The sequence below is a fragment of the Variovorax sp. YR566 genome (assembly GCF_051992195.1).
Taxonomy (GTDB): Bacteria; Pseudomonadota; Gammaproteobacteria; order Burkholderiales; family Burkholderiaceae_C; genus Variovorax.
The window spans coordinates 3045357-3062607 of the sequence record NZ_CP197092.1 but is presented as its reverse complement, the minus strand read 5'-3'; the positions used below and the strand labels follow the sequence as shown (position 1 = coordinate 3062607).

The window sequence follows — 17251 nt, the reverse complement described above, 5'->3', positions numbered from 1 at the left end:
CGTCCCTTTGCGAACCCTGCCTCCGGTCACCCTGGCGTGCGCCAGCGGGTGCGGCGTCCCGGAGGCTCAGGCTTTTTTTGGGGCGGCCTGCGTGCGGTCGATCAGCGGGCGCAGCGGCTTCACGCGCTCGATGCCGACGGGTTCAGGGGGCATGGCACCCCAGTCTTCGTCGCCTGCGCTGTTTGCTTCGTCCTTGCCGTTGGTCGTTCCATCGGGCTTTGCGACTCGAGGCGTCGGGGCCGGTGCCGCAGCCTCGGCTTCAGGCTTGCGCCGATGCAGCAGCACGGCCTCTGCCACGCGCTGCACGTGGTCGGTGGTGATGGCAGCCGAGCCCTCCCATGCTGCAAGTGCCCGAGCCGAGCGCAGCATCACGAGATCGGCTCGCAAGCCATCGACGCCGGCCTCGATACACAGCGCGCCGACCGCCTCGTGCACCGCATCGCCGTACGGCAGCGCCGCTGCATCTCCCACGAGCGCCCGTGCGCGAACCAGCGCAGCAGCCAGCTCAGCCTCTTCCTGCACATGCTTCGTGCGAAAGCCCTGCGGATCGGCATCGAAGGCCAGCCGCGCACGCACGATGGCCTGCCGCTCCGCCGCGCCCCCGATGTTGCGCAGTTGCACGCACAGGCCGAAGCGGTCGAGCAGTTGCGGGCGCAGCGTGCCCTCTTCCGGGTTCATGGTGCCGACCAGCACGAAGCGCGCGGCGTGCCGATGCGAGATTCCGTCGCGCTCCACCACGTTGACGCCGCTGGCCGCCGCGTCGAGCAGCGAGTCGATCAGCGCATCGGGCAGCAGGTTGATTTCGTCCACGTACAGCACGCCGCCATGCGCGCGCGCCAGCAGGCCGGGCGCGAACTTGAGCTCATGGCCAGCCAGCGCCTGCCCGAGGTCCAGCGTACCGACGAGGCTTTCGAGGCTCGCGCCCAGCGGCAGCGTGACGAAGGGGGCACCCGGCAACAGCTCGGCCAGCGCACGGGCAGCCGTGGTCTTGGCAGTGCCGCGCGGCCCTTCGATCAGCACACCGCCCAGGCCGGGATCGACAGCGGCCAGCAGCAGCGCCTGGCGCAGATGCGGCTGGCCCGCTATCGCGGCAAAGGGAAAAGGCACCGGCATCGGGGCGGCAGTGGTCATCGCGGGCTTCCTTCCATCTGCTGCTCGTGGTCGAGCAGCAGGTCTTCCAATTGGTTCTTGTAGTTGCCGGGCGACTGCCACAGGCCGCGCTGCATGGCTTCGAGCAGGCGGCTGAGCATGTCGTGCAGCGCGCGCGGATTGTGTTCGCTCACGAAGTCGCGAGTGGCTTCGTCGAGCACATAGGCGTCGGCCACCATCGCGTACTGGTGGTCGCCGACCACGCGCGCGGTGGCATCGAAGCCGAACAGGTAGTCGACCGTCGCGGCCATCTCGAAGGCGCCTTTGTAGCCATGCCGCTTCACGCCGTCGATCCACTTCGGATTGACCACGCGCGAGCGGATGACGCGGCTGATTTCTTCCTTCAGCGTGCGCACGCGCGGCGCCTGCGGGTTGCCATGGTCACCGTGGTACATCGCCGGCTGCCGGCCGCTCAAATGGCGCACGGCGGCGACCATGCCGCCCTGGAACTGGTAGTAGTCGTTGGAGTCGAGCAGGTCGTGCTCGCGGCTGTCCTGGTTCTGCATGACGACGTTCATGGCGCGCAGGCGGCGAACCAGCGCGTCGGCGGCGGGCACGCCGTCGCTGCCCTGGCCGTAGGCGTGGGCGCTGCCGCCGACGTAGGCCCTCGACAGGTCGTCGTCGGTCTGCCAGTCGCCATGGTCGAACAGCGGTTGCAGGCCCGAGCCGTAGCTGCCGGGCGCGGAGCCGAATACGCGCCAGCCGGCCTGCTGGCGCGCGTCTTCCGGAGAAGCACCTTGCGCCTCCAGCGCGGCGGCCTCGCGGAGGATGCGTGCGCGAATCGGGTTGCGCTCGGCGTCTTCGTCTTCCTGTGCGGCGACGGCCTGCACGGCCGCATCGAACATCTGCACGGCGTTGGGAAAGGCGTCGCGGAAGAAGCCGGAGATGCGCAGCGTGACGTCGATGCGCGGACGGCCGAGGCCGACAGTGGGCAGCACCTCGAAATCGACCACGCGCTGGCTGCCCGGCGCCCACTTGGGCCGCACGCCGATGAGCGCGAAGGCCTGCGCCAGATCGTCGCCGCCGGTGCGCATGGTGGCCGTGCCCCAGACCGACAGGCCCATGGCCACCGGATAGTCGCCGTGCTCCTGCATATGCCGCTCGACCAATTGCGCGGCTGACTTGAGGCCGAGCATCCAGGCAGTAGGGGTGGGAATGGCGCGCGTATCGACCGCATAGAAATTGCGGCCGGTAGGCAGCACGTCGGGCCGGCCGCGCGAAGGCGAACCGCTCGGGCCCGGCGGCACGAAGCGGCCCTGCAGGGCTCGGGAGAGTTGCAGCAGTTCCTGCGCACCGCAGGCATCGAGCGCGGGCGCCAGGCTTTGCGCGATGCGGCCCATCACGGTGGCGGCCTTCGGCAGTTCGGGCGGGCATGCGCCCTCTTCCAGCAGGCGCTGCGCCAGCAGTTCCAGCCGCTCGCGCGTGTCGCCCTGATGCCGCCACGCTTCAGTGCTCACCGATTGCAGCAGCGCGGGGCGCGCGCCCTGCCACGGCCGGGCCGCGTCGATGTCGAGCGGGTCGAAGGCATCGCCCACCAGCAGGTCTTGCGACAGCGCGCCGAGCAGCCCGGCATTCGCGCCCGCACCATCGGCAGCCGGATAGCGCGCAAGCGCCAGCAGCGTGTCGCGCCGCAGCCGCTCGCGCGGCGATGCGCCGAACACATGCAGCCCGTCGCGGATCTGCGTTTCCTTCAGCTCGCACAGGTAGGCATCCACGCGTGCGAGCACCGCATCGTCTTCCGCGCCAGGCATGCCCAGTTCCTCGACCAGATGCTGCGCGCGCACCGCCGCGAGGATCTGCGCGCGCAGCACCTTGGCGCGGCGCGCATCGACCAGCAGTGCGTCGTAGTACTCATCGACCTGCCGTTCCAGGTCCTGCATCGGGCCGTGGTTCTCGGCGCGCGTGAGCGGCGGCATCAGGTGGTCGACGATGACCGCCTGCGTGCGCCGCTTGGCCTGCGCACCCTCGCCCGGGTCGTTGACGATGAACGGGTACACGTTGGGCAGCGGTCCGAGGATGGCGTCGGGCCAGCAAGTCTGCGACAGCGCGATGCTCTTGCCCGGCAGCCATTCGAGGTTGCCGTGCTTGCCGACGTGCACCACCGCGTCGATGGCGAAGGCCTCGCGCAGCCAGAAATAGAAAGCGAGATAGCTGTGCGGCGGCACCAGCTCCGCGTCGTGATAGCTCGCGTAGTCGGCTGCACCCAGCGTGCCCAGTGCGCGCGCAGGCTGGATGCCGACAAACACGCGGCCCAGCCGCAGGCCGGCGATCATGAAGCGGCTGTTTCGCACCATCGGGTCTTGTTCGGGCAGCCCCCAGCGCGCGTCGATGGCCGCCGCCATGCCATCGGGCAGCTTCGCCAGGCATGCGCGGTACTCGGCCAGCCCGTAGCTCTGCCACGCCGGCCGCGCGGCCCATTGCGCGGGGTCGTTCGCGATGCCTTCCTGCAGCCTGCGCATCAGCGCATCGCCATCGGCGGGCATTGCGCCGGGCTCACCCAGCGCATAGCCTTCGGCCGCCATCGCGCGCAGGATCGCCATCACCGAGGCAGGCGTGTCGAGCCCCACGCCGCTGCCCATGCGCCCCTCGCTGCCCGGGTAGTTCGCGAGGATCAGCGCGATGCGCTTATCGCCGGCACGCAGGCTGCGCAGCCGGCACCAGCGGCGCGCCAGCTCGGCGACGAAAGCTATGCGATCAGGCTCGGGCTGGTAGTTCACCACCTCGGTCTGCGTAAGTTCGCAGCGGTGCGACAGGCCCTTGAAACTCACGGCGCGCGTGATGATGCGGCCGTCCATCTCGGGCAGCGCGATCTGCATGGCAATGTCGCGCGGGCGCAGGCCCTGACTGTCGGCCAGCCAGTCTTCGCGATTCCCGCCGCTCACGATCACCTGCAGCACGGGCGCGTCACCGGCCAGCGCGATGCCTTCGCCCTCTTCGTTCTGCGCGCCCTGCCCTAATGCTGCAAAGGCCGTGGTGTTAAGCACGAGCTGCACGTCATGCTCGGCGCACAACTCGCGCAGTGTGGACAGGCACAGCGGGTCTTTGAGCGAATCGAGCGCGACCGGCAGCGGGTTCAGCCCTTCTGCGCTCAATGCGGCGGCGAGCGCATCGAAAGCCACCGTGTTGCCCGACAGCAGATGCGAGCGATAGAACACCAGCGCCACCACCGGCGCGCCCGCATGCCACCCGGCGCGCAAATCGTCGATGCCGGCCACGGTGTGCGCAGCGTCAATGCCGCGCGGCACATGCAGCGCAACCTGCGGCAGGCCGCGCGGCGGCAGCGGCGCTTCGCCGTGACCCAGCCCATGGAAGGCCACCGCGCACAAAAACTGCATCGCATTGCCCGCCCCGCCGCTGCGCATGTACTGCCAGAGCTGGCGGCTCACCGCGCGCGGCGCCGTGCTGCGCGCAAGCAGGTCTTCGTCCTCCTGCAGGTCGCCGGAGAACATGGCGAGCTGCTGGCCCTTGCGCTTCGCGAGCTTTTCGAGCTGCTGGAGCCCGTAGGCCCAGGCCGATTCCGCACCCAGGTGATCGACCACCACCACGCGCGCATGCTGCAGCACTTCGTCGATGTACAGGTCGAGCGACGCAGGCTGGCGCAGGTGCATCAGGTTGGCCAGCCGCAGCGACGGATAGCCGGGGTCGGTGACCGCCAGCGCCGTGCGCGCCGCCGCGAGCAGCGCGAGCGTGGTGTCGGCCGAGCTGAGCACCACGATGTCGCCCGGCGTCTGGTCGAGCCGGGTGACGACGCTGTCGTCTTCGACGAAGCGTCCGGGCTGGGTGCTCAGCAGGTGCATGCGTTCAGGCCGTCAGGCTGCGACCGCGCTCACCTCTTCCAGCGCCTTGCGCAGCACCGCCTCGTCGAGGTCTTCGCCGATGAACACGAGCCGCGTGCGCTGCGCCTCGCCATCGCGCCAGCGACGGTCGAAGTGATGGTCGAAGCGGCGACCCACGCCCTGCACCAGCAGGCGCATCGGCTTGCCCGGAATGGCGACGAAGCCCTTCACACGGTAGATGGTGTGCTGCTCGACCAGCTTGCCCAGCACGGCGAGCAGGCCGTCTCGGTCCACAGGTGGCAGCTCGATCACGAGCGAGTCGAACTCGTCGTGGTCGTGGTCTTCCTCGTGGTCGTGGTGGCTTTCGCGCAGGTGAATGGTGGCCTCGGCCGCGCGGCCCTGCCCCAGCAGCAGCGCGAGCGGCAGCCGGCCTTCGGTGGCAGCCACGATCTTGACTTCGGGCGGCAGCTCTTCGCGCACCAGCGCCTCGACCTTCGCTCGCGCGGCGTCGTCCATCAGGTCGGTCTTGTTGAGCACCACGAGGTCGGCGGCCGAGAGCTGGTCTTCGAACAGCTCGTGCAGCGGCGATTCGTGGTCGAGGTTGGGGTCGGCGCGGCGGGCTTCGTCGACAGCCTCGGGGTTCTCGGCGAACTGGCCCGAGGCGGCGGCCGGGCCGTCGACCACCGTGACCACGGAATCCACGGTGAAGATGTTGGCGATGTCCGGCCACTGGAAGGCCTGCACCAGCGGCTTGGGCAGCGCGAGGCCCGAGGTTTCGATGATCACGGCATCAATGTCGCCGCGCCGCTCAGCCAGTTGCAGCATCACGGGCAGGAATTCTTCCTGCACGGTGCAGCAGACGCAGCCGTTGGCCAGCTCGTACAGCGCGCCTTCGCGCTCGTTGCCCTCGTCGTCGCAGCCGATGCCGCAGCCACGAAGAATTTCGCCGTCGATGCCGAGTTCGCCGAACTCATTGACGATCACCGCGATGCGGCGGCCTTCGGCATTGCCGAGGATGTGGCGCAGCAGCGTGGTCTTGCCGCTGCCGAGGAAGCCCGTGACGATGGTGACGGGGATCTTGGCGTTGCTTGCTTGTGTCATGGGAGATGTTCTTTCAGGCGCGCAAGCGCCCGTGCCGCTCCCCGAGGCAGCACCTCGTGAGCGCGGCGATGCATTGGTTGAATCAGATGGCGCTGTACAGGCGGCGCTCGACGAAGGCCGTGCCCTGCAGACGACGCCAGGCCTTTGCGGCGGCCAACACACCCAGGTCGACCAGCGGCTCGACAAGCACGACCGTCATGTAGGCAGCGCCGAAGCTGGCGATCTGGCTCAGGTTCTCGAGCCCGGTGCCGCGTCCGTAAAGCGCCCAGAAGCCGACCCAGACCACGATGCCGCCCTGGTAGGCCACCGACAGCTTGAATGCCTGCTGGTAGCTGATGTCCACGTAGGCCAGGTTCTGGGGAATGATCCGCCGTGCCAGCGCGGCAGTCGCAAACAGGGGCACCAGCAAGGTGGTGACGTTCATGCCGAACTGCGGCACATCCTGCGGTTCGAAGAACAGGCCCTGGATGAGCAACCCGCCCGCCAGGCCAATGGCCGCAGGCGCCAGGCCGAACACCAGCAGCAGGGTCGTGCCCAGAATCAGGTGCACCTCGGACACGCCCACCGGGTGATGCGGCAACACCTCGAAGAAGCAGAACACCAGCGCAATGGCAATGGCCGAGCGCAGCGCCAGGGCGGCAAGGCCGTCCTTCACGGCCGTATCGAAGGCCACCTTGCCTGTGTAGGCGAGAGCAGCTGCCGCCGTGGCGTAGCTGAGGAAGATCTTGGATCCGTCGACGAGACCTGGTTCGATGTGCATCGAGCACCTCCTGAAATGCACCGCAGTGCGAAAGTTGATTGTTGGTTCATGGGCCTGCTTGCGCAAGCCCCTTCGATATGGCCAATGGTCGAGGCTTGCGCCGCAGCCGTCGCCAGCCGATCACGACGCCGCTGGCCGAGGCCACGATGCCGACGATGGAAAGCAGCCACACCACGAGGTCCCAGGCCGGCCGGTACTGGATGAGCCAGGGAAAGTCGAGGCTGTGCGCCGCATTGAAGAGCCAGCGTCGCAGCCTCGAATTGCTGTCGTTGCTGCCGGCGACCTGCCCGCTGGCCGGGTCGATGTAGATCCAGCTGTGCGCGGGGTCGTCGAACTGCAGCCGCCACACGGGCACGGTGCGCTCGCGGTGGTGGCCGTACCAGTGGAAGTCTTCGCGGGTCTGCAGCGTGGCCTGGGTGATGGCGCCGGGCCGCAGGCGGGCGGCGGCGCGCAGGATGTCGTCCTTGCCGATGACGGCGGGGCTGCCGGTGGCCGCATCGACCACCCGCACGCGCGCCTTCGCGTCGCGCAGCTGCAGCAGCGGCTTGCCGTCGAACCACAACAGCACGGCCTCGCGCGGGGCAGCCTCGCCCTCGCCTGACGGCAACACCGCTGGCGGCCAGGGGAACGGCGACTTACCGGCACCCGTGTAGTGCGCCATCGCAGCCGCGTCGCCCGGCCCGCGCTGGAACCAGCCATTGGGGTTCATCGACAGCCAGCCGCTGATGATCCACGTCAGCACGAAGAAGCCGCCGATCAGCCCCGCGATGTGGTGCCAGGCCATCCATCCGTTGTACGGCGTGACCGCGCCATTGCGGAACCTGCGCCGCAGGCGCACCCGCAGGATGCCGATGACGATGCCCGTCACGGCCGAAACGATGCATGCCGCCGACAGCCACACCACCACGTCATGCCACAGCGGCGGATCGGCGCGCAGTGGCGTGAAGTAGATCCAGTGCGGTACGGAGCCCAGCCAGTTCCAGAAGCGCTCCGCGCGTGTGGTGTCGCGCACCACTTCGCCGTTGCGCGAAGACACGTACAGCTCCATGCCGGCCGCGTCGCCGACTTCGATGCGGTGCAGCGGGCGCAGCGGGTTCAGGCCCTGCGGCACGGTCCACTGGTCGCGCTCCAGTGTCTCGGCCCGATGCGCACTCGCATGGCCCGAGAAGGCCCGTGCGATGGTTTCGGCCTGCGCGGCATCGACCGGGCCGGGCACATGGCCGTCGCGCGCCGAGACCGTATGCCGGCCTCCGCTCGCATCGACGATGCGCCATACGGGCTCGGCGTTGATGCCGCCCTGCATCTCCAGCACCATGCGCCGCGGCTGCACGCGGGCCGCCTGCGGCAGCGCATCGAGTGCAGCGGTTGGCGACACCGCCGCCTGCTCGAAACGCAGCGGCGCCAGCCCCGCAAGCCGCTCTTCGTCCGTGAGGTTGGGATACCCCACGTACATCATCACGACGCCCGAGACGAACCACATGACGAACAGCAGGCAGCCGCCGATGCCTAGCCACCGGTGCGTCCAGTAGAGCCAGTGCCGGATGCCCGGCCAGGCGCGGCGCCATGCGGAAGTCATGGGAGCGCCGCTCAGAAGTTGACCAGAGCCGACAGCTCGAACGAACGCGGGCGGCCCAGCAACCACTGGTTGCCGCCGTTCGAGAACGACACCGCATAGCGGCGGTCGGCCAGGTTGTAGGCGCGCAGCGCAAGCTTCAGCGAAGGATTCGCCTGCCAGCTCACGCCCGCATCGGCCACCGTGTAGGAGCCGATCTTGCGCGAGTTGGCCGAGTCGACCTGGCGCGGTCCGACGTAGCGCACGCCGAAGTCAGCCTCCCACTGCGGCAGGAAGCGCCAGTTGAGCCAGAGATTCGCGGCCTCTTCGGGCACGCCAGTGGGCGTGTTGCCCGCGCGCGAGACGAGGCGCCCGCTGACGACTTCGTTGAAGTCGTCGTAGCGCGCGCGCAGCTTGGCCACGTTGGCTTCGAGCCGCAGCGTCGAGGTGAGCGCCAGGTCGAGCGTGGCCTCGATGCCTTCGGACGACTGCTTGCCGATCTGCTGGGTGATGGTCGGGTCGGTCGCGTCGCGCGAGAGCAGCTTGGTCTTCTCGATGCGATAGGCCGCCACGGTCCAGGCCCCGCTGTTGTCGGCCAGCTGGCGCTTGTAGCCAACCTCGACCTGCCGGCCGGTGCTGAGCTCGAACGGCACCTGCGTGGCCGAGGTGGAGATGAGCGAGGTCAGCGGGTCGGCCGCGCGTGCCACCTGCGCATAGAACGACTGCGACACATCGGGCGCATACACCACGCCGAGGCGGCCGGTGGCGTACTCGAAGGTCTTGCCGAGGTTGTTGGCTGCGTTCTGCAGGTCGGTGCGCGCCACCTTGGCGTGGTCCCAGCGCAGGCTGCCCACCACCGACCACTGCTCGTTGAAGGCCAGCTTGTCTTCGGTGAAGAAGGCGTAGGTGTCGGTCTTGGTCCGGTAGCGCGGCGTGTAGGCCACCGGCGAGACGTAGTAGCCGGGGTTGAAGACGAAGGGGTCGACCACCGAGCGCCCGCCGTACGGTGAATCGTTGCTGTGCTGGAAGTTGATGTGATTCGCGTCGAAGCCCACCAGCACCTGGTTGGCCAGGCCGAACAGGCTGTGCTTGAAGGTCGCGTCGGTGCGGTTGCCGATCTGCTCCTGGTCGTGGCCGATTTCCAGGTAGTCGCCGCGCGTCACGCGCCGCGTGGTGGCGTTGTAGGTGTAGGTCTCGCTGTCGCGCCAGTGGCGCTTGCTCTCCAGCCGGTAGAGCTGGTTGCGCACGGTGACGGAGCTGTTGGGCGTCCACTGGGCGTCGAGCCGGGTCCACTTGTCGCGGTACTTGATTTCCGAATCGTCGACGTTGTAGTTCTGGCGCAGCGTCTGGCTGCTCAGGCGGCCGTCGATCAGCGGCACGCCGAAGTAGCGCTGCGGCGACTGCCGGCCCTCGTCGTGCGACAGCGTGAACTGCAGCTGCGGCGACACGTCGAGCCGCACGGCCGCGCCCACGGCCAGGCTCTCGGCCTGCCCGCGCTGCATGAAGCCGTCGGTCTGGCGGTGGCTGATGTCGAAGCGGTAGGAGAGCTTGTCGTTGATCGCCCCGCCGCTGCCAAAGGCCACCTGGCGGGTGGCGTCGGAGCCCACCGTGACCAGCGCCTCGTTCTGGATCGGGCCGCGCGTCGGCTTCTTGGGCACCACGTTGATGGCGCCGCCGATAGCGCCCTCGCCGTACATCACCGAGGCCGCGCCGCGCAGCACCTCGATGCGGTCGACGGACCAGGTGTCGAACGGGAAGGTGACGGTGCCCGCGCCCGCGTAGAGGCGCGTGCCGTCGAAGAGCTGCATCACCGAGCCGTGGCCCGAGAAACCGCGCGCCACCATCGCGGTGCCGCCGTTGCCGGGGCCGGGCGTGCCGGTGATGCCGGTGGCGCGGGTGGCGGCATCGATCACCGAGACGTCGCCGCGTGCGCGGATGGTGTCGCCCGTCAGCACTTCGATGCTGGCCGGAGTTTCCAGCGGCGTGAGGCCGAGGCGGCTGCCGGTGTGCGAGGGTTCGTCGATGGCGAGCGGCGCATGCCGCTCGGCTTCGACCTGCACCGGCTTGAGGCTCTGGCTGTTGCTGCTGGCTGCTTCACCCGACGACTGCGCGAAGACCGCGGAAGGCCCAAAAACCAACCCCAGACCCAGTGAAAGACCCGAAAGGCGCGTCCAACGCAGCGGCGCGCCCGTGCGATCGCGCGCTGGCGATGCATGACCCATGTAACTTCTCCTCCGACCTGCGTCCCCGCAGGCTCCTGACCGATAGAGGACGCGGCGGAAGAGGCGAAGGGACTGCGACGGTACGCGCGAGCGCGAAGCGGTGGCAGGCCCGGACACGCACTCCCGCAGCGTCCGAAGGCGGTTGCGAAGGCCGGTATCCGGGCTTGCGGAGCGCCGCGGCGTGCCAATCAATCAATGAATGGATGCACACCGCGGCCGAAACCCTCGCCTTCCCACGCCGAAGCGCAGTGGCTGCCCGTGCCGTCTGGGAGGCATGAGCGTGAGGGTTTCCAGATCCGCTGACCGTTGCGGGGGCAGCGCAGGAGTTGCAGCGTCAATCAATCAAGAATGAACGACGCGGCGCACCTGCTTCCCGTTTAACCCCGTGGCCATGAGATGGCGTGCGGGGCACCTTCGAACCGTGTTGCCTGGCGGGATTAATAAGAATTAACGCACCAGAACGGCGGGATTATAGGGAGAGGCCTTCCGCCGAAGGCCTCTGATGGGCCTCAGGCAGGCCTTCCGTCGGGTCCGAACAGCCGCCGCATCACAGCCACGCCCGCCACCAGCGCGTTCGAATAGGTGGCATAGGGATCGTGGGCTGCCTCCAGCGGCACATAGACGTGGGAGGTCTCGCCAGGCGTGTCGTCGACCGCCTCCATCAGCACCCAATAGAACTCGCCCGCCTCCAGTTCATGGACGGTGAGCGCGATGTTTCTCGATGAGGGCATGGAGGTAAGAGTGGCTGACAAGGTTGTCGGTTCTTTTTTGAATGGGCGGGGTACGCACGCGGTTGACAGTGCTTTCGGGTTTCTCCTACAGAGCCCGGTGCCGGTGCGACCTAATGTTGTAGTCAGGGACCTTTCAGAAGCCTTTCCAAGAACAGGAGGCAGCATGAAGCATTTCACTCTTGAACCGGGCATGCGATCGAGCATCGGCGGGGCCTTTTACCCGACCGGCTACTCGATGGTGATGTTTCCGAGTGCGGAAGACGCCGACCGCATCGGCCACCGCCTGATCGAAAAAGGCATGAGTGGCGACGAGGTCTATCTGCTGCCCGCGCAAACGGTGCTGGCCGAAATCGCCCCGACCGCGAAGACATCCGACAACCCCCTGCCCTCCGCCGGCACCGACGCCGCGACGGTACGCGCCTATACCGAGTTGGCGCGCGACGGCCACACGGGCCTGCTGGTGAGGACAAGAGACGGCGCTGCCGCCGAACGCCTGATGGAACTGGTGCGCACCGTGCCCTATTCCATCGCCCAGCGCTACCGCACGCTGGTCATCGAAGACCTCTGAGAAGAAGAGGAAAGCAGGCGTCTTCAAGCCGGCACGGCCATCGACACGGCGCGCTGGACCACATCACGGGCCATGGCCTGGGCGAGTTCGTGCTCGCCGAGGAACACGGTGGCAGAGGTTTCCTGCGTGAGCAGCCGGGCCTCCTGCTCGTTGTGGCTGCGGATCACGGTCTGGATGGTGGGGTTGAGCGTGCGCGCCGTCTCCATCATCTGGCGCACGTTCATGGCGTCAGGCGTGGCCACCACCAGCACGCGGGCGCGCGCGATGTGCGCCTGGATCAGCACCGCCGGGTCGGCCGCGTCGCCCCACACGGCCGGCGTGCCGGCCTCGCGCAGCTTTTCGACAAGCTCGCGGTTCTGCTCGGCCACCACGTAGGGAATGTCGTGCGCGTCGAGTTCGGCCGCAATGCGGCGCCCGACGCGGCCGTAGCCCACCAGCACCACTTGCCGCGAGAGGTACTTGGCCTCGGTGGTCATGGGCAGTTCGGCCAGCGGGTCGTCGCGCGATTCGAGCCCGCGCGCGAAGGACGAACGGGCATGGAGCCACTTCTGCATCGGCCCGATCAGGCTGAACCACAACGGGTTGGTGGCAATGGAAATCAGCGCACCCGCCAGCACCAGGCTCTGGCCCTCCACCGGCAGCAGGCCCAGCGACACGCCCAGCCCGGCCAGGATGAACGAGAACTCGCCGATCTGCGCCAGGCTGGCGCTCACCGTGAGCGCCGTGCCCAGCGGGTAGCGGAACACCAGCACCAGCGCGCAGGCCGCAAGCGACTTGCCCAGCACGATGACCAGCACCACCGCCAGTACCTGCAGCGGCCGCTCGATCAGCACCGAGGGGTCGAACAGCATGCCGACCGACACGAAGAACAGCACCGCGAAGGCGTCGCGCAACGGCAGCGACTCTTGCGCGGCGCGGTGGGCGAACTGCGACTCGCGCATCACCATGCCGGCGAAGAAGGCGCCCAGCGCAAACGACACGCCGAACAACGCCGCCGAGGCAAAAGCGATGCTCACGGCAGCGGCCACCACGCACAGCGTGAACAGCTCGCGCGAGCCGGTCCGCGTGACCTGCCAGAGGATCCACGGGAAGACGCGCCGCCCCACCACCAGCATCAGCGCCACGAAGCCGCCGACCTGCAGCAGCGTGAGGCCCAGCGTCTGCCACAGCGGATCGACCGGCCCGGCCTGCTGCGCACCCTGCCCGCCCAGCGTGCCCGCCAGCGGCGGCAACAGCACGAGCACCAGCACCATCGCCAGGTCTTCGACCACGAGCCAGCCGACGGCGATGCGGCCCGTAAATGAATCGAGGATGCCCAGGCTTTCGAGCGCGCGCAGCAGCACGACCGTGCTGGCCACCGACAGCGCGAGCCCGAACACGAGTGCCGCGCCGGGGCTCCAGCCCCACCACAGGGCCAGCCCACCGCCGAGCAGCGTGGCCACGCCGATCTGCGCGATCGCGCCAGGCAGTGCGATCTTGCGTACGGCCAGCAGGTCGTCGAGGGAAAAATGAAGGCCTACGCCGAACATCAGCAGCATGACGCCGATTTCGGCAAGCTGGGCGGCGATTTCCGCGTCGGCCACGAAGCCCGGTGTGAACGGGCCGATGATCACGCCCGCCAACAGGTAGCCGACCAGCGCGGGCAGCCGCAGCTTGGCTGCCAGGAATCCGAACACCAGCGCCAGCCCCAAGCCGGCGGCAATCGTGTTGATGAGGGAAACGCTGTGGGGCATCGCTCCATTTTGCAGGAACGATGTCTGCCCTTTTATTTCACACGGCCATCTTGTCCGGGGCCCGGCTGTCGTGCCGAGCGATCAGCCGGCCATCTTGCTGGTCCGGGCGGCATCGAGCACTTCGGGCTCTTGCGCCTCTACCCAAGTCTCGTTGTTGAGCCCCGCCTGCAGCCGCGTTTCGTCAAGCTCGTTGGTCCACTTGGCAACCACGATGGTGGCGACGCCATTGCCGATCAGGTTGGTGAGCGCGCGCGCCTCCGACATGAAGCGGTCGATGCCCAGGATGAGCGCGAGCCCCGCCACCGGCACGTGGCCCACCGCCGACAGCGTGGCCGCCAGCACGATGAAGCCGCTGCCGGTGACGCCCGCCGCACCCTTCGATGTGAGCAGCAGCACGGCCAGCAGCGTGATCTCCTGCGTGAGCGTCATCGGCGTGTTGGTCGCCTGGGCGATGAACACGGCCGCCATCGTCAGGTAGATCGAGGTGCCGTCGAGGTTGAACGAATAGCCCGTGGGAATCACGAGGCCCACGCAGGTCTTGTTCGCGCCCAGGTTCTCCATCTTCTCCATCATGCGCGGCAGCACCGACTCGCTCGACGAGGTGCCCAGCACGATCAGCAGTTCTTCCTTGATGTACTTGATGAACTTCCAGATGCTGAAGCCGTGGAACCTTGCTATGAGCCCCAGCACCACGAAGATGAACAGCAGGCAGGTCAGGTAGAACGTGCCCATCAGCTTGCCGAGCGAGAACAGGCTGCCCAGGCCGTACTTGCCGATGGTGAATGCCATCGCGCCGAAGGCACCGATGGGTGCCAGCTTCATGATGTAGTTGACGATGCCGAAAAGCACGTGCGAGCCCTTCTCGATCACGTCGAACACCAGCGTGCCGCGGCCGCCGAAGCGGTGCAGCGCAAAGCCGAACAGCACCGCGATCAGCAGCACCTGCAGGATCTCGCCTTTGGCGAACGCGTCGACGAGCGTGTTGGGGATGATGTTCAGGATGAAGTCGACCGTGCCGGTCATCTTGCCGGGGCCGGTGTAGGAGGCGATCGACTTGGTGTCGAGAGTGGCCGGGTCGACGTTCATGCCCGCACCGGGCTTGAGCACGTTGACCAGCACCAGCCCGACGACGAGCGCGATGCTGCTGACGACCTCGAAGTACAGCAGCGCCAGGCCGCCGGTCTTGCCGACCTTCTTCATGTCTTCCATGCCGGCGATGCCCACCACCACCGTGCAGAAGATGATCGGCGCGATGATCATCTTGATCAGCTTGATGAAGCCGTCGCCCAGCGGCTTCATCGCCTCGCCGGCCGCGGGATAGAAGTGGCCGAGCAGCACGCCGATGATCACCGCGGTGATCACCTGCACGTAGAGCGAACGGTAGAGCGGGAGCTTTCTGGCGGGTGTGCTTGTTGTGTTTTCCATTTTTGCCTCCGGAGGGTTGGACACTGTAGGACGCGTGTTGGCGGCTTTCTATCCGTGGAACCCGCATCGATCAAATGAAAAAACCCGCCGAAGCGGGTTTTGTCGATCAGGTGCAGGTCAGCATGCTTAATGCATGTGCAGGCCGCCGTTGACCGAGAAGTCGGCCCCGGTGCTGTAGCCGCCTTCGTCGGTGGCGAGCCACGCGATGATCGAGGCGATTTCACTCGGCTCGCCCAGGCGCTTGACCGGGATGGTGGCCACGATCTTGTCGAGCACTTCCTGGCGGATGGCCTTGACCATGTCGGTGCCGATGTAGCCCGGGCTCACGGTGTTGACCGTCACGCCCTTGTTGGCCAGCTCCTGCGCCAGCGCCATGGTGAAGCCGTGCATGCCGGCCTTGGCCGCCGAGTAGTTGGTCTGGCCCGCCTGGCCCTTGGCGCCATTGACCGAGCTGATGTTGATGATGCGGCCCCAGCCCTTTTCGACCATGTCGCCCACCACCTGCTTGGTGACGTTGAACATGCTGTTGAGGTTGGTCTCGATCACTGCGCTCCAGTCTTCGGGCGTCATCTTCAGGAACATGCGATCCCGCGTGATGCCGGCGTTGTTGACCAGCACATCGATGGCGCCATGCGCTGCCTTGGCGGCAGAGAAGGCCTCGACGGTGGATTGCCAGTCGCCGACATTGCCGACCGACGCGTGGAACTCGAAGCCTTCGGCTTTCTGTTCGGCCAGCCACTTGGCGTAGTCGCGCGTGGGGCCGCAACCGGCGATCACGGTGAACCCGTCCTTGTGCAGACGCTGGCAGATGGCTGTTCCGATGCCACCCATGCCCCCGGTGACATATGCAACTTTCTTGCTCATAAGATTTCCTTTGTGTACGTAGCAAAAGCCTGAACGGCCGCCTTCACTCTAGCGAGTTTCAAGCCCGCGTCCTCTGAGGAAAACACTGAGCCAAGCTTGCAACCAGCTGTCACGAAGAGCGGCCTTCGTGCCCAGCCTCTATCCTCGCACTGTCTGTTCTTGTGCAAGCCCGTGCAAGCGGCAACACCCAAGGAGTTCGAAAGTATGAATTTCGGGATCATCGTCTTCCCCGACGTCGAGGAACTCGACTTCGTCGGCCCTTGGGAAATGCTCACCATGTGGAGCAAGCTGGCCGCCGGTCCCGAGCACTGCCTGATCGTGGCCGAAAAGCGCGAACCGGTGGTCTGCGCCAAGGGCCTGTCCATCAACCCGCACGTGTCCTTTGCCGATTGCCCGCCTCTCGACTGCCTGCTCGTGCCCGGCGGCATGGGCACGCGCCGCGAGGTCGACAACCCCGCCATGACGCGCTTCCTGGCCGACCAGGCACCGGGCTGCCAGACGCTGATGTCGGTGTGCACCGGCGCTTTCGTGCTGCACGCGGCCGGGCTGCTCTCGGGCAAGACCGCGACCACGCACTGGGGATCGCTGGACCGCCTGCGCGCGCTGGGCGACGTGAAGGTGGTCGAGCAGCGCTTCGTGCGTGACGGCAACGTCTGGACATCGGCCGGGGTATCGGCCGGTACCGACCTGATGCTGGCCTTCATCGCCCACACCGCGGGCGAGGAAGCCGCGGCCCGGGTGCAGCTGCAGGCCGAGTACTACCCCGCGGACACGATCTACGGAGACACGGCGAGCCATGAGCGCGCGCCGGCGTACGTGAAACGGCCCGGTTCCCGTTTCCAGGCGCCATGACCGCACCCTCGCTTCCCGAACCGCTGTCGGTGCTCGCCGCGCGTATCGGCGAAACGCTGCGCGCACGGGGCCAGACGGTCTCGGTCGTCGAGTCTTCCGCAGGCGGCCTCGTGTCGGCTGCGCTGCTCGCCATTCCGGGCGCATCGGCCTACTTCCGCGGCGGCGCCGTCGTCTATTCGCGGCGCGCCGGCCGGGCGCTGCTGGGCCTGACCGCGGAAGACATGACCGGCATGCGCGGCGAAACCGAGCCCTACGCCCTGCTCGTCGCCGGCCGGATGCGCGACACCCACCACACCACCTGGGGCATCGCCGAAAGCGGCGCGGCCGGCCCGTCAGGCAGCCCGTACGGCGATGCGCCGGGGCACGTGTGCATCGCCGTGGTCGGCGCGGTGACGGTAAGCCGCACCATCGAGACCGGCGACACCGACCGGCCGGCGAACATGGACGTGTTCGCGCGGCACCTGCTCGCTCTGTTCGACGAGACGCTGCGGGCTCAGCCGGAGCCGCCGCCCGCCTGA

13 protein-coding genes and 1 riboswitch are annotated in these 17251 nt (G+C 67.6%); of the genes, 3 read left to right on the top strand and 10 right to left on the bottom strand.

Annotation, left to right across the window (positions count from 1 at the left end; translation table 11 throughout):
* Positions 1–66: 66 nt before the first annotated feature.
* From ACTG4X_RS14225 to ACTG4X_RS14195, 7 genes are all read right to left on the bottom strand, one after another.
* Positions 67–1131, bottom strand: coding sequence for an ATP-binding protein (locus ACTG4X_RS14225; protein WP_440534103.1), 1065 nt, complete (start codon positions 1129–1131; stop codon positions 67–69).
* Positions 1128–4946: a cobaltochelatase subunit CobN gene (cobN, locus tag ACTG4X_RS14220; protein WP_440534102.1), complete on the bottom strand. Its 3819-nt coding sequence runs from the start codon at positions 4944–4946 to the stop codon at positions 1128–1130. The genes ACTG4X_RS14225 and cobN overlap by 4 nt, the downstream gene beginning before the upstream one ends.
* A gap of 12 nt (positions 4947–4958) precedes the next feature.
* Entirely contained in the window at positions 4959–6026 is a 1068-nt protein-coding gene (gene cobW / locus ACTG4X_RS14215) for a cobalamin biosynthesis protein CobW (protein ID WP_093176521.1), read from the bottom strand.
* 82 nt (positions 6027–6108) lie between these two features.
* Positions 6109–6786 carry an energy-coupling factor ABC transporter permease gene (locus ACTG4X_RS14210; RefSeq protein WP_093176519.1) on the bottom strand — a complete coding sequence of 226 codons (678 nt, stop codon included), beginning with the start codon at positions 6784–6786 and terminating at the stop codon, positions 6109–6111.
* Positions 6787–6832: 46 nt separating this feature from the next.
* The gene (locus tag ACTG4X_RS14205) at positions 6833–8362 is read right to left on the bottom strand and encodes a PepSY domain-containing protein (RefSeq protein WP_440534101.1); all 1530 of its coding nucleotides are present in this window, start codon (positions 8360–8362) and stop codon (positions 6833–6835) included.
* An 11-nt stretch (positions 8363–8373) separates the two neighbouring features.
* Positions 8374–10560, bottom strand: coding sequence for a TonB-dependent receptor (locus ACTG4X_RS14200; protein WP_440534100.1), 2187 nt, complete (start codon positions 10558–10560; stop codon positions 8374–8376).
* A gap of 132 nt (positions 10561–10692) precedes the next feature.
* A riboswitch (cobalamin riboswitch) is annotated at positions 10693–10990 on the bottom strand.
* Between the two features lie 79 nt (positions 10991–11069).
* A complete protein-coding gene (locus ACTG4X_RS14195) occupies positions 11070–11291 on the bottom strand; it encodes a hypothetical protein (protein WP_093052594.1) in 222 nt (73 codons plus the stop codon).
* A gap of 163 nt (positions 11292–11454) precedes the next feature.
* Between ACTG4X_RS14195 and ACTG4X_RS14190 the strand changes: the two genes are divergently transcribed.
* On the top strand, positions 11455–11859 hold the full coding sequence (locus ACTG4X_RS14190) for a hypothetical protein (RefSeq protein ID WP_093052597.1): 405 nt from the start codon (positions 11455–11457) through the stop codon (positions 11857–11859).
* Between the two features lie 23 nt (positions 11860–11882).
* Here ACTG4X_RS14190 and ybaL read toward each other — a convergent pair whose 3' ends face one another.
* The 3 genes from ybaL to phbB form a co-directional block, all read right to left on the bottom strand.
* Complete coding sequence (ybaL, locus tag ACTG4X_RS14185; RefSeq protein WP_440534099.1) at positions 11883–13592, bottom strand: YbaL family putative K(+) efflux transporter; 1710 nt, start codon at positions 13590–13592, stop codon at positions 11883–11885.
* A gap of 81 nt (positions 13593–13673) precedes the next feature.
* Entirely contained in the window at positions 13674–15017 is a 1344-nt protein-coding gene (locus tag ACTG4X_RS14180; RefSeq protein WP_440534098.1) for a dicarboxylate/amino acid:cation symporter, read from the bottom strand.
* Positions 15018–15143: 126 nt separating this feature from the next.
* Positions 15144–15881 (bottom strand): acetoacetyl-CoA reductase, encoded by a 738-nt coding sequence (phbB, locus tag ACTG4X_RS14175; RefSeq protein ID WP_093052606.1) that lies wholly within the window; start codon positions 15879–15881, stop codon positions 15144–15146.
* Between the two features lie 204 nt (positions 15882–16085).
* Between phbB and ACTG4X_RS14170 the strand changes: the two genes are divergently transcribed.
* Positions 16086–16733, top strand: a complete 648-nt coding sequence (locus ACTG4X_RS14170) for a DJ-1/PfpI family protein (protein ID WP_093080302.1) — start codon at positions 16086–16088, stop codon at positions 16731–16733.
* Positions 16730–17251 carry a CinA family protein gene (locus tag ACTG4X_RS14165; protein ID WP_440534097.1) on the top strand — a complete coding sequence of 174 codons (522 nt, stop codon included), beginning with the start codon at positions 16730–16732 and terminating at the stop codon, positions 17249–17251. Before ACTG4X_RS14170 ends, ACTG4X_RS14165 begins: the two co-directional genes overlap by 4 nt.

Bases quoted from the DNA above. Each gene is read 5' to 3' on its own strand.
- ACTG4X_RS14225 (WP_440534103.1), bottom strand. From the start codon at position 1,131: ATGACCACTGCCGCCCCGATGCCGGTGCCTTTTCCCTTTGCCGCGATA.
- cobN (WP_440534102.1), bottom strand. From the start codon at position 4,946: ATGCACCTGCTGAGCACCCAGCCCGGACGCTTCGTCGAAGACGACAGC.
- cobW (WP_093176521.1), bottom strand. From the start codon at position 6,026: ATGACACAAGCAAGCAACGCCAAGATCCCCGTCACCATCGTCACGGGC.
- ACTG4X_RS14210 (WP_093176519.1), bottom strand. From the start codon at position 6,786: ATGCACATCGAACCAGGTCTCGTCGACGGATCCAAGATCTTCCTCAGC.
- ACTG4X_RS14205 (WP_440534101.1), bottom strand. From the start codon at position 8,362: ATGACTTCCGCATGGCGCCGCGCCTGGCCGGGCATCCGGCACTGGCTC.
- ACTG4X_RS14200 (WP_440534100.1), bottom strand. From the start codon at position 10,560: ATGGGTCATGCATCGCCAGCGCGCGATCGCACGGGCGCGCCGCTGCGT.
- ACTG4X_RS14195 (WP_093052594.1), bottom strand. From the start codon at position 11,291: ATGCCCTCATCGAGAAACATCGCGCTCACCGTCCATGAACTGGAGGCG.
- ACTG4X_RS14190 (WP_093052597.1), top strand. From the start codon at position 11,455: ATGAAGCATTTCACTCTTGAACCGGGCATGCGATCGAGCATCGGCGGG.
- ybaL (WP_440534099.1), bottom strand. From the start codon at position 13,592: ATGCCCCACAGCGTTTCCCTCATCAACACGATTGCCGCCGGCTTGGGG.
- ACTG4X_RS14180 (WP_440534098.1), bottom strand. From the start codon at position 15,017: ATGGAAAACACAACAAGCACACCCGCCAGAAAGCTCCCGCTCTACCGT.
- phbB (WP_093052606.1), bottom strand. From the start codon at position 15,881: ATGAGCAAGAAAGTTGCATATGTCACCGGGGGCATGGGTGGCATCGGA.
- ACTG4X_RS14170 (WP_093080302.1), top strand. From the start codon at position 16,086: ATGAATTTCGGGATCATCGTCTTCCCCGACGTCGAGGAACTCGACTTC.
- ACTG4X_RS14165 (WP_440534097.1), top strand. From the start codon at position 16,730: ATGACCGCACCCTCGCTTCCCGAACCGCTGTCGGTGCTCGCCGCGCGT.